At 60.3% G+C, this 13,631-nt stretch carries 12 protein-coding genes and 1 pseudogene; 7 read left to right on the plus strand and 6 right to left on the minus strand.

Translation table 11 applies throughout. From position 1 onward, the window contains the following. A pseudogene (locus tag ACUTJJ_RS22205) lies at nucleotides 1-437 on the plus strand (flagellar biosynthetic protein FliO); the annotation flags it as partial. A 105-nt stretch (nucleotides 438-542) separates the two neighbouring features. Here ACUTJJ_RS22205 and dksA read toward each other — a convergent pair. Beyond that, on the minus strand, nucleotides 543-962 hold the full coding sequence (dksA, locus tag ACUTJJ_RS22210) for an RNA polymerase-binding protein DksA (protein ID WP_063951129.1): 420 nt from the start codon (nucleotides 960-962) through the stop codon (nucleotides 543-545). A gap of 268 nt (nucleotides 963-1,230) precedes the next feature. Between dksA and ACUTJJ_RS22215 the strand changes: the two genes are divergently transcribed. From ACUTJJ_RS22215 to ACUTJJ_RS22230, 4 genes are all read left to right on the plus strand, one after another. Then, complete coding sequence (locus tag ACUTJJ_RS22215; RefSeq protein ID WP_445543448.1) at nucleotides 1,231-1,740, plus strand: SixA phosphatase family protein; 510 nt, start codon at nucleotides 1,231-1,233, stop codon at nucleotides 1,738-1,740. A gap of 128 nt (nucleotides 1,741-1,868) precedes the next feature. Next, on the plus strand, nucleotides 1,869-3,347 hold the full coding sequence (locus ACUTJJ_RS22220) for a YcjX family protein (RefSeq protein ID WP_445543449.1): 1,479 nt from the start codon (nucleotides 1,869-1,871) through the stop codon (nucleotides 3,345-3,347). After that, the gene (locus ACUTJJ_RS22225) at nucleotides 3,344-4,423 is read left to right on the plus strand and encodes a TIGR01620 family protein (protein WP_445543450.1); all 1,080 of its coding nucleotides are present in this window, start codon (nucleotides 3,344-3,346) and stop codon (nucleotides 4,421-4,423) included. Before ACUTJJ_RS22220 ends, ACUTJJ_RS22225 begins: the two co-directional genes overlap by 4 nt. A 129-nt stretch (nucleotides 4,424-4,552) precedes the next feature. Further along, the gene (locus ACUTJJ_RS22230; RefSeq protein WP_063951132.1) at nucleotides 4,553-5,113 is read left to right on the plus strand and encodes a hypothetical protein; all 561 of its coding nucleotides are present in this window, start codon (nucleotides 4,553-4,555) and stop codon (nucleotides 5,111-5,113) included. A 14-nt stretch (nucleotides 5,114-5,127) separates the two neighbouring features. On the opposite strand, the gene folK is transcribed toward ACUTJJ_RS22230, so the two are convergent. From folK to folP, 3 genes are all read right to left on the minus strand, one after another. Then, complete coding sequence (gene folK, locus ACUTJJ_RS22235; RefSeq protein WP_445543454.1) at nucleotides 5,128-5,643, minus strand: 2-amino-4-hydroxy-6-hydroxymethyldihydropteridine diphosphokinase; 516 nt, start codon at nucleotides 5,641-5,643, stop codon at nucleotides 5,128-5,130. 4 nt (nucleotides 5,644-5,647) lie between these two features. Next, complete coding sequence (gene folB, locus ACUTJJ_RS22240) at nucleotides 5,648-6,013, minus strand: dihydroneopterin aldolase (RefSeq protein WP_063951134.1); 366 nt, start codon at nucleotides 6,011-6,013, stop codon at nucleotides 5,648-5,650. Between the two features lie 78 nt (nucleotides 6,014-6,091). Beyond that, nucleotides 6,092-6,952, minus strand: coding sequence for a dihydropteroate synthase (gene folP / locus ACUTJJ_RS22245; protein ID WP_445543451.1), 861 nt, complete (start codon nucleotides 6,950-6,952; stop codon nucleotides 6,092-6,094). A 104-nt stretch (nucleotides 6,953-7,056) separates the two neighbouring features. On the opposite strand from folP, the gene ACUTJJ_RS22250 reads away from it, so the two are divergent. Continuing rightward, nucleotides 7,057-7,683: a DUF922 domain-containing Zn-dependent protease gene (locus tag ACUTJJ_RS22250; RefSeq protein ID WP_445543452.1), complete on the plus strand. Its 627-nt coding sequence runs from the start codon at nucleotides 7,057-7,059 to the stop codon at nucleotides 7,681-7,683. Nucleotides 7,684-7,984: 301 nt separating this feature from the next. On the opposite strand, the gene ACUTJJ_RS22255 is transcribed toward ACUTJJ_RS22250, so the two are convergent. Next, nucleotides 7,985-8,305, minus strand: a complete 321-nt coding sequence (locus ACUTJJ_RS22255) for a 2Fe-2S iron-sulfur cluster-binding protein (protein ID WP_209088612.1) — start codon at nucleotides 8,303-8,305, stop codon at nucleotides 7,985-7,987. A gap of 129 nt (nucleotides 8,306-8,434) precedes the next feature. Further along, entirely contained in the window at nucleotides 8,435-8,803 is a 369-nt protein-coding gene (locus ACUTJJ_RS22260) for an Hpt domain-containing protein (RefSeq protein ID WP_144574587.1), read from the minus strand. 476 nt (nucleotides 8,804-9,279) lie between these two features. Between ACUTJJ_RS22260 and ACUTJJ_RS22265 the strand changes: the two genes are divergently transcribed. Beyond that, nucleotides 9,280-13,631, plus strand: a 4,352-nt coding sequence (locus ACUTJJ_RS22265; RefSeq protein ID WP_445543453.1) for an apolipoprotein A-IV repeat region-like domain-containing protein, incomplete at its 3' end; no start/stop codon positions are given.

Genomic DNA, 13,631 nt, shown 5'->3' on the forward strand with positions numbered 1-13,631 from the left:
AAGTTGAGCCGAAGCTGGATCAACGGACAGCTGAACCCGCCCCACCCGTATTCGCAGCGCGTGAACCGGTGGTCGATCAGTCCATCGCTGCCGATTTCCTCGATGCCGCCCGGGATCGGGTTCTGCCAGACCTGAAGTCTGCCCAACCGGCATCCCCGGCGCCTTTCCCGCCCAAACCCGAGACCCCGGCTGTGGCTCCGAGCGGCCCGGAGCCTAAATTTTCCGACGAGCTCGCCAGCGATTTCGAAAGCTTCCTCGAGGCTGAGATCGCCAAAAGCAAGGAGGCGGAAAACGAACCCTCCGCTTCGGTCGCCGCGGAGAAGCCGGTCAAGAACCAGCCCGCGCCAGCGCCCGTTACGGGTGCGGTTGCTGAAGGCGACATGCAGAAGGAAATGGCGCGTATCTTCGGAGAGCTCTCCGTCACGCGCGACCGGTGACGAAAGCGGGTCCATCACTGAGACACGAAAACGAGAAAGGGCACGGAAGCGAGTTCCGTGCCCTTTTGTCTGTCTTCTTATTCACCGAGACAACAAGGCGTCGCCTTATTCGTCGCGATAAACCTTTTCGCGGCGCTCGTGACGTTCCTGCGCTTCGATGGAAAGCGTGGCAATCGGACGGGCATCCAGACGTTTGAGGCCGATAGGCTCGCCCGTTTCCTCACAGTAGCCGTAGGTGCCGTCTTCGATCCGCTGAAGGGCTGCATCGATCTTGGAGATCAGCTTGCGCTGACGATCACGGGCGCGAAGCTCGATCGCCCGGTCTGTCTCGGAAGAGGCCCGATCGGCAAGATCGGGATGGTTGGCGCTTTCTTCGGCGAGATGTCCGAGCGTCTCGCGCGCTTCTCTCAGGATATCGTTTTTCCAGGCTATGAGCTTCGCGCGGAAGTAGGCGCGCTGGCTGGCATTCATGAACTCTTCGTCTTCCGAGAGCACATATTTGCTAAGATCGATCTTCTCACTCAACGCGATTCTCCTCGAAGAACATCTCAATGCGGCGGTGTATACTCCAATGATAGTGGCCGGTTCAAGTGTACAGATCAGTTTTCGGGCATTTTTAAAACTGACACAAAAATCATCTAAATGACTAATTTTTATCCTTTATTCGTATTGAAGCGATCTCTTCTTCAATCACTTCAGCGCGACTTACCAACAGGAAAGGGGACTTGCGGTCCGGCAACCCTATCCTGTAGCATTCAGTCACCACCCTGCCACTCGAAAGCCGGTCCCGCCCTTGACAGCATCTTCCCCGAGCCGCGTTTATCTTCTGCGCCACGCCAAGGCCGCCTGGGCCGCCCCGGGGGAGCGGGATTTCGACCGGGGATTGAACGATGCCGGTTTTGCCGAGGCGGAGGTCATTGCGGACCTTGCTGCCGACAGGCATTACCGCCCCGATCTCCTCCTCTCCTCCACCGCCACGCGCTGCCGGCAGACGACGCAGGCATGGCAACGGGCCTTCAATGAGGGCATCGATATTTCCTACATCGATGAGATGTATAACGCGCGCAGCGAAACCTATCTGTCGCTTATAGCCGCGCAGGCGGAAGCCCGATCAGTGATGCTGGTGGGCCACAATCCGACCATGGAGGCGACGCTGGAAGCGATGATCGGCGAGGACCTGCTGCACGCCGCCCTGCCCTCGGGCTTTCCAACATCGGGTCTTGCAGTTCTCGACCATGATGACAGCCTTGCGAACGGTAGAGATCGCTGGCGGCTCGTCGATTTTCTCGCTCCAGGAAAATAATCTTCAAAGATTTTTGGAGGAACTCCACCAAGCCGCCCGCTGAAAATCGGTTGGGACGCTTCTTTTTTGGGCAGGCGCACCTCCCTATATTGCAGCCGTGACCGTTAAACACAGCCAGGAAATTGCCATTGTCGCCTTCCTTTACGTCCCTGACAGACAGCGCGCTGATCGCTTTCGATAATCTGGCCGACCGTGCAAGCAACCTCACCCATCCCACATTGCGGCTTGGCGTCACCGGGCTTTCCCGCGCGGGAAAGACGGTTTTCATTTCGTCCCTCGTCCATAATCTGCTGAATGGCGGGCGGCTGCCGCTGTTCGAGGCCATCCGCTCTGGACGCGTGTCGAATGTGCGGCTTGAACCGCAGCCGGACGACGCTATCCCGCGCTTTCAATATGAAGATCACATTCAGGCGCTCGTCCGCGACAGGCTGTGGCCGGATTCGACCCGCGCTATATCGGAATTACGGATCACGCTCGATTACCAGAGCGCCAGTGGCTGGGCTCGCTGGTTTTCCGCCGGAAAGCTGTCCATCGATATCGTCGATTACCCCGGCGAATGGCTGCTTGACCTGCCGCTGCTTTCCCAGGATTACAAGCAGTTCAGCGATGCGACCGTTGCCCTTGCGCAAAGTGGCATCCGCGCCGAACTGGCGCAGGAATGGCTGGCAATCGCTTCCTCGCTGGATATCAATGCACCTGCCGATGAAATGACGGCCAGGCGGCTGGCGGAAAGTTTCGCAGCCTATTTGAAGGCCTGTAAATCCGACGAAAGATCGCTTTCCACGCTGCCGCCCGGGCGCTTTCTGATGCCGGGTGATCTCGAGGGATCGCCAGCGCTAACATTTGCACCCCTGCCGGGCCTCACTGACGAAAAAGCACCGAAGGGCTCGCTGCGTGCGATGATGGAGCGGCGCTACGACGCTTACAAATCGATCGTCGTCAAACCCTTCTTCCGCGAACATTTCGCCCGCCTCGACCGGCAGATCGTTCTGATCGACACGTTGCAGGCCGTCAATCGCGGCCCGGAGGCCGTACAGGATCTGGAACGGGCGCTGGGCGACGTGCTTGCCTGTTTCCGCCCCGGCACCAACAGCCTGCTCTCCTCCCTGATCGGCAGGCGTATCGACAAGGTGCTGATTGCAGCCACCAAGGCCGACCATCTGCACCATGAAAGCCACGACCGGCTGGAGCGCCTGACCCGCCGCCTGGTGGATCGCGCCATCACCACCATCGGCATGAACGGCGCCGGTATCGAGGTCATGGCGCTCGCCTCCGTGCGCGCCACCAGAGAGGCGAGCGTACGGCAGGACGGCCACGAACTTCCCGTCATCGTCGGCACGCCGATGGCCGGCGAAACCATCAATGGCGAAACGTTCGACGGCAATCGCAAAACGGCGATCTTTCCCGGCGACCTGCCCGACGATCCGGAACCGCTGTTCCGCAGCATCGACCGGGATGGAGACAAGGCCTCGCTGCCGGATGTCAATGTCGTGCGCTTCCGGCCGCCCAACATTGACGAGCCGGGCAGCGGCGGCATCCGGCTTTCCGTTCCCCATATCAGGCTCGACCGCGCCATGCAGTTCCTGTTCGGAGACAAGCTCGCATGAAGGCTCCCACTCAAAACGATCCGCAGACACGTCGCCCGGCTGCTTTCACGCTCGAGACAGAGGACACGGCGAGCAAGCCCGCTGCGCAAAAACGTTCGCCGCGAAGCTTCGACGCCGAGGTTTCCCTGACACGGGACGAGGACGATCCGTTTCTGGCGCCCGAGGATATCGACGCCGCCGCGCTTCCGGTCGCGACCCCGAAGAAAAGCCGCTTTTTCTTCGGCAAGGTGGCGCTTGGCGCATTCGGGGTGCTTTTCTCGCTCGCCTTCGGACTATGGGCGGATCAGCTTATTCGCAATCTGTTTTCGCGGTCCGACTGGCTGGGTTATACGGCGACAGTGTCGCTTCTCGTTGCGCTTGCTGCGGTTCTCGCCCTCGTCGGGCGCGAGGTCTTTGGCATCATGCGGCTCAATGCGGTGCAATCCCTTAAGGCAGATGCCGAGACAGCCAGCCTTGAGAAAAGCGCCAAGCCCGCCCGCGCCATCGTCACACGGCTCAATGCTGTGCTTTCGCACCGTGCTGAAACCGCCAAGGGGCGTGCAGCGCTGAAGGACACGGAAAATGACGTCATCGATGGCCCGCATCTGATCGAACTCGCCGAACGGGAATTGCTCGTGCCGCTCGACCGTCAGGCACGCGCCCTTATTCTCAATTCATCCAAACGTGTGTCCGTCGTCACAGCGGTCAGCCCGCGAGCGGTTGTCGATCTTGCTTATGTATTGTTCGAAGTCACACGCCTCGTCCGCGCCATGGCGGAGCTCTATGGCGGACGGCCCGGAACGCTTGGCATGCTGAGGCTGCTTCGGGATGTCGTTGCGCATCTTGCCGTTACGGGCTCCATTGCCGTCGGCGACGGGCTCGCCCAGCAGGTTCTCGGCCATGGTCTCGCCTCGAAACTCTCCGCCCGTCTGGGTGAAGGCGTCATCAACGGGCTGATGACGGCACGAATCGGTATCGCCGCCATGGATCTTTGCCGACCCCTGCCATTCCGGGCAGTGAAGCGGCCAGGGATCGGCGATTTCATGTCTGACCTCACACCCGATTTAAGCGGCGGAAAAAGCGGTGATAAAGCCTGATTTTCGGGCCTTTGGTCTCCCAAAAGGTTACGGACAAATCCGCAAATTAGCTCGAAATAAACCAAGCATTAACCATTCCACCGCTAGATTGAAGCCTATCGAACAGGCTTCTTCGCCGGGGAAAGTATCATGTATTCGCGCTTCTTTTCGCTTATGGGCGGACTTGCCGCCATTTTGTCCGTCAGTGGCGGCTTCGGTCTGTCTGACGTCCATGCCGCACCGCGCGATCGTGACGACGTATTCTTTCGCTCGGTGGCTGGCGTCTGGAAAGGCCCGGGCGAAATCGTTGCCGGCAAATACAAGGGCACCAAGTTCACCTGCGACCTGACGGGCGAGCCACTCGACGACAAGCAGACAGGCATCAAACTCGGCGGCACCTGCCGCGTCGGCGTTTTCAGCCAGCCCATGTCTGCCGTCATCAGCCAGAAGGGCAACAGCTACGAGGGCAAGTTTCTCGATGGCGCTGGCGGCAAGGGGCTCGACATCACCTCTGGTCAGGTGAGCGGTGACAAGGTCGTCGTCGGCATCAACCGCGCCAAGCTGAACGGCGCGATGGTTGCACGCGTGTCGAACGACAATTCGATGAATATCACCATTTCGGTCAAGGTCGCAGACCAGATGATCCCCGTCATCGGCGTGACGCTGGCGCGTGATATCGATCAGATCGCCGTTGGCTCTATCAAGCCGTAAAAGCCATCATCTTCTCAGCTGTCGCCAAACGGGAGTGTCCACCACTCCCGTTTTTTGTTTGCGCGGACAATGCCATTTACATCTGCTTGCTGCAGCCATTCGCTGACAGGCTTTCCCTTGACGCTGAGATCAGGCGCGATGTCGGCGAGCGGCAGCAGCACGAAAGCGCGGTCGGCCATGCGCGGATGCGGCACTTCAAGGCTTTCCGTTACGACCGACTCATTACCAAAGGTGAGCACGTCGATGTCGATGGTGCGCGGCCCCCAGCGCTCCGTCCGCACCCGCTTCATGCCCTTTTCGATATCGAGGCAGAGTTGCAAAAGCGCGGGCGCCGTCAACCGGGTCTCGACCAAAGCGCAGCAATTAAAAAAGTCCGCCTGATCCGTCTTGCCCCATGGCGGGGTACGGTAAAGGTCGGAAACGGCAAGCAAATGGCAATCGGCATGCGCATCGAGTTCGCGCAGCGCTCTCGCCATCGCGGCGGCTGGATCGCCGATATTGCCGCCAAGACCCAGCGCGGCCACCGTCATCGTCTCAGGCACGATGTTCAACGCTCACCTGCGCGTAATCGAGAATACCGGGAACGGGCGCAGAGGGTTTACGCACGGTGATCTTGAGCCAGACGATCTGCGGGTAGCGCGCGCGCAGCGCCTTGGCGATATCGTTCGCCAAGGCCTCGATCAGGTAACGGCGCTGTCCCACGACGATCTTTTCGATGACGGCGAAAGCCACGCCGTAATCGACAGTGTTTTCGATATCGTCCGTTTCTAGAGCATCGCCCGCTTCGACTTCCATCTCGGCATCCACGAAAAAGCGCTGGCCTAGCACCTCTTCCTGCTCGAGGAGGCCATGACGGGCGAAAAAGGAACAGTTTTTCAGGATGATGGTATAGCGGCTCATCGCATCGCCTCCATGGCAGGACTGTTTTGCAGCAACATCGTCCCATCTTCGGGGGACGGCATTCCCGCACTCGTTAAACTAGGCATCGGCCTTTGCAGTGGTTTTGGCAAGGACCGCATCGGCAATTGCCAGGGCATCACGCGTCGCGGCAACATTGTGCACGCGAAAAACGGCAGCGCCGGCCAGCCTCAGCACGACCGTTGTCGCTGCCGTTCCGATATCGCGATCCGCAGCGGAATCCCGGCCCGTCAGCGACCCGATGAAACGCTTCCGCGACGTGCCGGCCAGAACCGGCAGCCCGAACGCCGAGAGTTCACCGAAGCGCGCCATCAGTGCGACATTCTCTTCCTCGTCCTTGGCGAAGCCAAAGCCCGGATCAAGCACGACGGCCTCGCGGCTGATGCCGGCATTATCAGCGATCTCAAGCGATCGGTCGAGAAATTCGAACTGATCCTTAATCACGTCGGCAAGCTTCTGCCTGTCGCGGCCGGTATGCATGATGCAGACGCCGGCGCGAAACGCGGCAACCACGCCGGCCATGTCAGGATCTTTCTGCAGCCCGAAGACATCGTTGACGATATGCGCGCCCGCTGCGATCGCCAGCCTTGCCGTTGAAGCGCGATACGTGTCGATGGAAATCAGCGCATCCGTCTCGCGACGCAATTTTTCGATGACGGGTAGGACGCGGTCCTGCTCTTCGGCTTCCGTCACCGCCGCTGCACCCGGACGCGTTGATTCGCCGCCGATATCGACGATGTCAGCGCCCTCCTCCACACAGGTCAGCGCATGGGAAAAGGCCGCGTCGATGGCGAGATAACGGCCGCCATCGGAAAAGGAATCAGGGGTGGCGTTCACGATGGCCATAATACGGCCACGCCCATCAAGTTTCAGGGAGCGGCCATGGGCCGCTTGCCAGGCGTTGCTGCCGACTGTTATCACGTAACACGCGCCTTTCGGGAATAACGGAGTGTTATGCCAATTCTTATAAGTTCCACTCCGCCTATGCAGCAAACCTTTTTCAAGTTCAACCGGAAGGCCGGGTCATGACCAAATCATCACGTGCTCTTTGCGCCGCAATGGCGGTCGTAGCAGCGCTTTCCCTCCCCGGACCGGCTTTTTCCGATACCATCGTCCGCAAGACCTATTCCTATTTCTCGATCGGCGGCAAGACGGCGGCCGATCTCGATCAACAGCTATCCAAACACGGTCCGCTGACCCGCAATACCGGTGCACGTCATCCCGGCGCGACGGAAATCAAATTCGGTGGCGAACTGACCTATATCGAGAAAAACGGCCTTTGCAGCGTCGGCACGGCGAAGGTTCTCCTGAACACGCGCATTCTGCTGCCGCAGTGGAAGAACCGCCGCCGCACCACGGCGGAACTCGCCTTCATCTGGGATACACTGCTTGCTGACATCAAGCGCCACGAGGAGCGTCACGCGGAAATTGCCCGCTCCTATGCCCGCTCTCTCGAACGGCAGCTGACGTCGCTCCGGCCGCAAAAGAGCTGCGAAACCCTGCAGGGCATGGTCGGCAAGATCACCCAGACCGTCATGGACGAGCATGACAAGGACCAGATGCGGTTCGACATGGTGGAGTCGAAGAACTTCGATGCGCGCATGACCCGGCTTCTGAAGAACCGGTTGGCCCAGGGTCAGACGCGCCGCTGAACAGCCCCAGGCAGTCCCATTTATCACCCTGAGTGACGGGGCATGACGTTACGTCATGTCCTATCTCACCCGTGAATTCTCGCCATGGTGCGGGCGCCAAGACTCATTGTACGTTCTTCGTACGGTATAGGACCTTGCAGCCAGGCGGCGTCGGGGACATGCCGCCTCCGGTTCTCCCGGTACGCACTTGAGGGCTCGCAGGTGTTTCCTCCCTCGCCTGCATGCTGCGTACCCGCCTCGCCCCGCTCCCCGCTACCAGGTGAGCGGGGCTTTTTCTGTCGGGAACCAGCGCTTGACGGCTTCAGCCCTGGCGCTCGGGAACGTGAACGACGAGACCATCAAGGTCGTCATTCATCTTGATCTGACAGGAAAGCCGGGATGTCGGCCGAACGTCGAAAGCGAAGTCGAGCATATCCTCTTCCATCGGTTCCGGTCCGCCGACACGCTCGGCCCAGGCGTCATCGACGTAGACATGACAGGTCGCACAGGCACAGGCGCCACCGCATTCCGCATCGATGCCGGGGATGGAGTTGCGAACCGCGTTCTCCATGACGGTGGAGCCATTGCTGACGTCGAGTTCATGAGGCGTGCCGTCAAAGGCAACGATGGTGAGTTTTGTCATGCTGGAAATCCAAAATCTGGTCTGAGAACTGTTCTAAACACATAGAAAGGCCGGCCCGCCTTGGCAACCCGCTTCACGAGCTTCAGGCATGACCGGCTTGGGCGAAACGGCAATTGTATATGAACCGCCCTATCGGCAAAGTTTCAAAATGAAATTTTCGGCCTCGACAATGGCAGCTGCGAGTTTCGCGATTGCCGCGGTGTCGTTGCCCTTTTCTTCTACCGAAGTCGCGGCAGCCGAAACTGCGGATGCGCCGACCGACTGAGCCGAACCCTTCAGCCGGTGCGCCGTCGCAATAACCGACTTGTCATCCGCTCCAATCATCTCGTGCAGGGCGGCGCGCGCGTTGCGGCTGAAGAGCTGCAACACCTCGATTTCCAAATCCTTATCGCCCATTGTCTGTCTGGAAAGATGATCGAAATCGATCGGCTTTTGACTGGCGGCAGGCATGCTGCCGTAATTATCGGGCGCTTCGAAAACAATACTGACCGCTGCCATGGCTGGAATCCTGTCTCACCATTTCCTGTTTCGTGTCACATCTGTGTCGTATTCACGCATTGTGGCAGCTGCTATCGGCTTAAATTACGGCGTGACGCTGGCGAAAATCTTCTGCTATGGTTAATTTATGTTAAACTTAGGCGAAACAAGGCGTTCAGCGCGAAACTCCGGTTTAAAAACTGTTAAAAAGCCGACACTTCGCCCCTGCCGCAAATCCGCATTAATTGTTTCGAACACCTAAATGTGTCACTACGGTACTGCCGTTCTCTCAAGGCTTAAGCTCAAGCTTTGTTATTGCGGCATGGTGATGTAATTTCGCCCGAAAGCTGGGTCACCAGCAGTCGGGATTTGGTAAATGGCGGGACTGTTCTCTCTTGAGGGTCGAGTTCCGCTGGCATGATGGCGGCAGTCTGCTTGCGTATCGCAGGTGGGTCAACGGCATGAAGCCGGGCGTAAGTGTAACGAGGCGTAACCGCATGGCGAATAACAAGATCAGCGACTCTGTCGACGAGACTGCTTTTCAGGCGTTGGAAGATGCCCTGCAGCTTGGCGCTTTCGAAGAGAAGCCGGAGACGCGGAAACCTGCAGCGCCGAAGCAGCCGGAGGCCAGAGTGAAGGAAGCAAGCAGACCGTCCCCTGCTCCCGAGGCCGCACGCGCGCCTGTCGAACAGACACCCCGCTCGCCCAATCTCGAAGCCGCCAATGACGGATCCAAGCGCAGCCCGGCCATGATCCTGAAATCGCTGGAAGGCGGATCGATCGGCGGCGCGCTTCGCAACGCCACGATCATGTCAATCATCTGGGCGCTCGGCGGCCTCGGCGTCGCCCACCTTCTTTATGGCAACGCCCTTTGGAACATCGGCTCGCTGGCTGATCTCACAGCAATTCCGGGCCTGATGGCCATCGTCGTCGGCATACTTGTGCCGATCATGCTGTTCTTTGCCTTCGCGATCATGATGGCGCGCGCCCGCGACCTGCGCAACGCCGCCCGCTCGATGGCGGAAGTCGCGCTTCGTCTTGCCGAGCCGGAAACTGTCGCCTCCGACCGCATTATGTCCGTCGGTCAGGCGGTGCGCCGCGAAGTTTCGGCCATGAATGACGGCATCGAGCGCACGATTGCCCGTGCCACCGAGCTCGAAACGCTTGTTCATTCCGAGGTCAACGCGCTCGAGCGCAGCTATGCGGACAATGAACTGCGCGTGCGCAGCCTCGTGCAGGAGCTGACCGCCGAACGCGACGCGATCGTCAACCATGCCGAGCGCATCCGCTCGTCCATTGTCGGCGCCCAGGAACAGATCAAGGAAGAACTGTCCATCGTCGGCGAAGAGCTTTCGATGCGGATTGCGACGACCGGCGAAGCTTTCGCTTCGATGATCGATACGCGTTCCGCCGCTCTCCTCGAAAAATCCCGCGCTTCGACCGAAGCGATGGGCAGCCTTATTGCCGCCAAGACCGAAAACCTGCTTCAGGCGCTGAATTCCTCCGGTTCGACGATTTCGAACGAATTCGACATGCGTCTGCATAACCTCACCTCGACGCTCGACGAGCGCGGTGAAGTGCTGCTGGAGCGTTTCGCAATCCATGCTTCGACGCTGGATAGCGGTGTCGAGAGCCTCAACAGCGCTCTTGAAGAACGCACCCGCCAGCTTAACGAGACGCTCTCGACGCGCACGCTGGAGCTCAACCGCAATATCGAGCGCGGCCAGCAGGTCATCGGCGGCTCACTGGATACGGTTCTCGACAAGCTCTCCACCACGCTCGAAGAAAAAGGTCTCTCCTTCCGTCAGAGCTTGCAGAGCACCGCTGACGACGCCATCATGGACCTCGATCTTCGCTCGGGCCTCTATGAAGAGCGGTTGCAGGCGACCGTCGGTCAGGTCAATTCCGCATTCGACGAGCATGTGTCGCAATTTGCCAGCGCCTTCGATCAGCGCGCCGGCAGCCTCGACAGCAAGCTTATGGAAAGCCTTGCCCGCATCAATGAAACCGTCGCCGGTGGCTCTGAAGCCCTCGATACGATGCTGAATTCCGGCCTCGAGCGCATCGGCGCCACCATGACCGATCAGTCATTGGCGCTCGCAACCGCGCTCGGCACGGGTCAGGAAATGCTGGAAAGCGCGCTCGAAAGCCGCACACAGGCTTTCAGCGAGGCAATCGGTCAGCGCACCGCCGAAATTACCGATGCTTTCGCCAATTCGCATGAGAAGATCGACGCCGTGCTGGCGGACCGCAGCAATGCCCTGTTCGGCGCGCTTTCGGCCAGCCAGGACCGCTTCGATGAGGCACTCGCCAGCCGTTCGTTGGCCATCACTGGCTCCGTCTCCGGTACGGCGGAACGCCTTGCCGCCATGCTCGACGAGCGCGCTGCCGCCATCAATAATGTTGTCGCCGATGTTGAGCGTCGGCTTGCCGAAACGCTTGAAACCCGTGCCGCCGCCATCACGGGCGCTGTCTCCGGCATCGAAGACCGAATCTCAGACACGCTGGAAAGCCGCACCGCGGCGCTGCACGATGTCGTCTCCGGCGCGGAAAACCGCATCGCCGATACACTTGACGGCCGCACCGCCGCCCTCACGAGCGCGATTTCCGGCGTCGAAGAACGCATCGCAGACGCCATGGACAGCCGTACCCTGTCGCTCGACATGACCTTCGCCAATGTCGAGGAACGCCTTTCCGAAACCCTCGATAACCGGACGTCGGCCCTGACAGGCATCGTGGCAACCGCCGAAGAAAAAATCGCCGGCGCGCTCGACAGCCGGACAGCCCTGTTCGGCGACGTCGTTGCCGGTGCGGAGCACCGTATCGCCGAAACGCTGGACGGCCGCACCGCCGCGCTCAACGCCGTTGTCTCGGGCGCTGAAGAACGCATCGCTGATGCGCTGGACAGCCGCACCATGGCGCTCGACATGACCTTCTCCGGCGCAGAGGAAAAAATCGCCGAAGCGCTCGACACCCGCACCGCGGCCCTCGGCGATCTGGTTGCAAGCGCCGAGACGCGTATTGCAGGCGCGCTCGACAGCCGCACGGATTCGCTGAAGAACGTTGTTTCCGGTGCCGAAGAACGTATCACCGACGCGCTCGATAGCCGCACCATGGCTCTCGACATGACCTTCTCCGGCGCAGAAGAAAAAATCGCCCAGGCGCTCGACACGCGTACCGCCGCCCTTGGCGATCTGGTGGCCAGCGCCGAGAACCGCATCGCCGGCGCGCTGGACAGCCGTACGGACTCGCTGAAGACCATCGTTTCGGGTGCGGAAGAGCGGATCACAGACGTGCTCGACAGCCGCACCATGGCGCTCGACATGAGCTTCTCCGGCGTTGAGGAGAAGATCACCGATATTCTCGATGGCCGCACCGCCGCCATCAACAGCGCCGTTGCCGGCGTTGAAGACCGCATCGCGAGCGCTCTCGACACCCGTACCGCTGCCCTATCGGGCATCGTTTCCGGCGCCGAAGAGCGCATTGCGGAGGCGCTTGACAGCCGCACCATGGCGCTCGACATGACGATTTCGGGTGTCGAGGAGCGGATCGCCGAGGCCATGGATGCGAGAGCCTCGTCGCTTTCGCTCGCCGCTGCCGGTGTCGGTCAGCGTCTGGAAGCCACGGCCTTCACGCTGGAAAACGCGCTTGCCAGTGGCCATGAGCGGCTCGAAACCATGCTCGGTTCCCAGGCGGAACGCATCGCCGGTTCGCTGGAACGCAACAGCGGCCTCATCGAACAGAGCGTATCGGGCGCCGCCAACCGCATCGAAAGCGTCGTTGAAGACGGCAGCAGCCGCTTTGCCCAGACAGTCGAAGCGGGTGTGACCCGCCTCGAAAGCAATCTCTCGCAGTCACATGATGAAATCCGCACGACGCTCGAGCAGCGTCAGGCGGAGATCGCCGCGACCCTTAACTCCGCGACGACCCAGATGGGTGATATGCTCTCCGAGCAGGCGATGATGATCGGCACAACGGTTGCTTCCAGCGCCAGCATGCTCGAACTGTCGCTCGAAACCCAGCAGGAAACACTGCAAAAGGCGATCGACGGTAGCGCTCAGACGCTGGAAGAGCGCCTTCGTAACAGCGCCGGCGATATAGCCGTGAAGATCGGCGAAGCCGCACGCGAGATCGGCGGGGCGACAGATGCCCTCTCCACGCGAATCGAGACCTCGATCGGCAATGTCACCACCCGTCTGGACGAGACCGGCGCCCGCATCGAAACCTCGCTCGACGCTCTCCAGACCAGAGTCGGCGGCGACCTTGCCAACGTCAACAGTTCGATCGACGACGCTGGCCGCCGCTTTGCGGAAGCGCTTGAAGACAAGACAGCCGTTTTCGCCCGCACCAGCGACGAAGCAGCCGAGCGCATCACCGGCATTCTGGACGAACAGACCACACGGGTTGCAGACACGTTCGAAAGCCGCACGAGCCGTCTTGCCGAGACATTTGATGCGGGCGCGGCCCGTATTGACGAGCGTCTCGGGACCATGGACCGAGCTCTCACCATCGGCCTCGAAAACGTCAACCGCACGATCGAAGGCAAGGCGACCGATCTCGCCGTCAGCCTTCGCGGCGCGGTGACGTCCGCCACCCAGAGCATCGGCGACGAAGCCGCCCGCTCCTCTGCCCTGCTTTCGAAATCCGGCTCGGAATTCGCAGAACAGGTGCAAGCGCAGAACGAAGCTTTCACCAAGGCAATCGAAGAAAAGTCCGGCGAGATCGTCAACCGCATCTCGGATGCGCAGACGCGCCTTTCCGGGCAGGCGGCTGCCGTCGCCCAGACCTTCTCGGAAGCTGGCAACATCATCGTCAACAAGGTTGCCGAAGCCGAAGCGGTCGTTCGCTC

Source organism: Agrobacterium sp. DKPNP3, assembly GCF_052686535.1.

What these genes read in the sequence shown, in the direction of transcription:
- folB (WP_063951134.1), bottom strand. Translation starts at nt 6,013, where the DNA reads ATGAGCCGCTATACCATCATCCTGAAAAACTGTTCCTTTTTCGCCCGT.
- ACUTJJ_RS22255 (WP_209088612.1), bottom strand. Translation starts at nt 8,305, where the DNA reads ATGACAAAACTCACCATCGTTGCCTTTGACGGCACGCCTCATGAACTC.
- folK (WP_445543454.1), bottom strand. Translation starts at nt 5,643, where the DNA reads ATGACGGTGGCCGCGCTGGGTCTTGGCGGCAATATCGGCGATCCAGCC.
- ACUTJJ_RS22250 (WP_445543452.1), top strand. Translation starts at nt 7,057, where the DNA reads ATGACCAAATCATCACGTGCTCTTTGCGCCGCAATGGCGGTCGTAGCA.
- ACUTJJ_RS22225 (WP_445543450.1), top strand. Translation starts at nt 3,344, where the DNA reads ATGAAGGCTCCCACTCAAAACGATCCGCAGACACGTCGCCCGGCTGCT.
- ACUTJJ_RS22230 (WP_063951132.1), top strand. Translation starts at nt 4,553, where the DNA reads ATGTATTCGCGCTTCTTTTCGCTTATGGGCGGACTTGCCGCCATTTTG.
- ACUTJJ_RS22260 (WP_144574587.1), bottom strand. Translation starts at nt 8,803, where the DNA reads ATGGCAGCGGTCAGTATTGTTTTCGAAGCGCCCGATAATTACGGCAGC.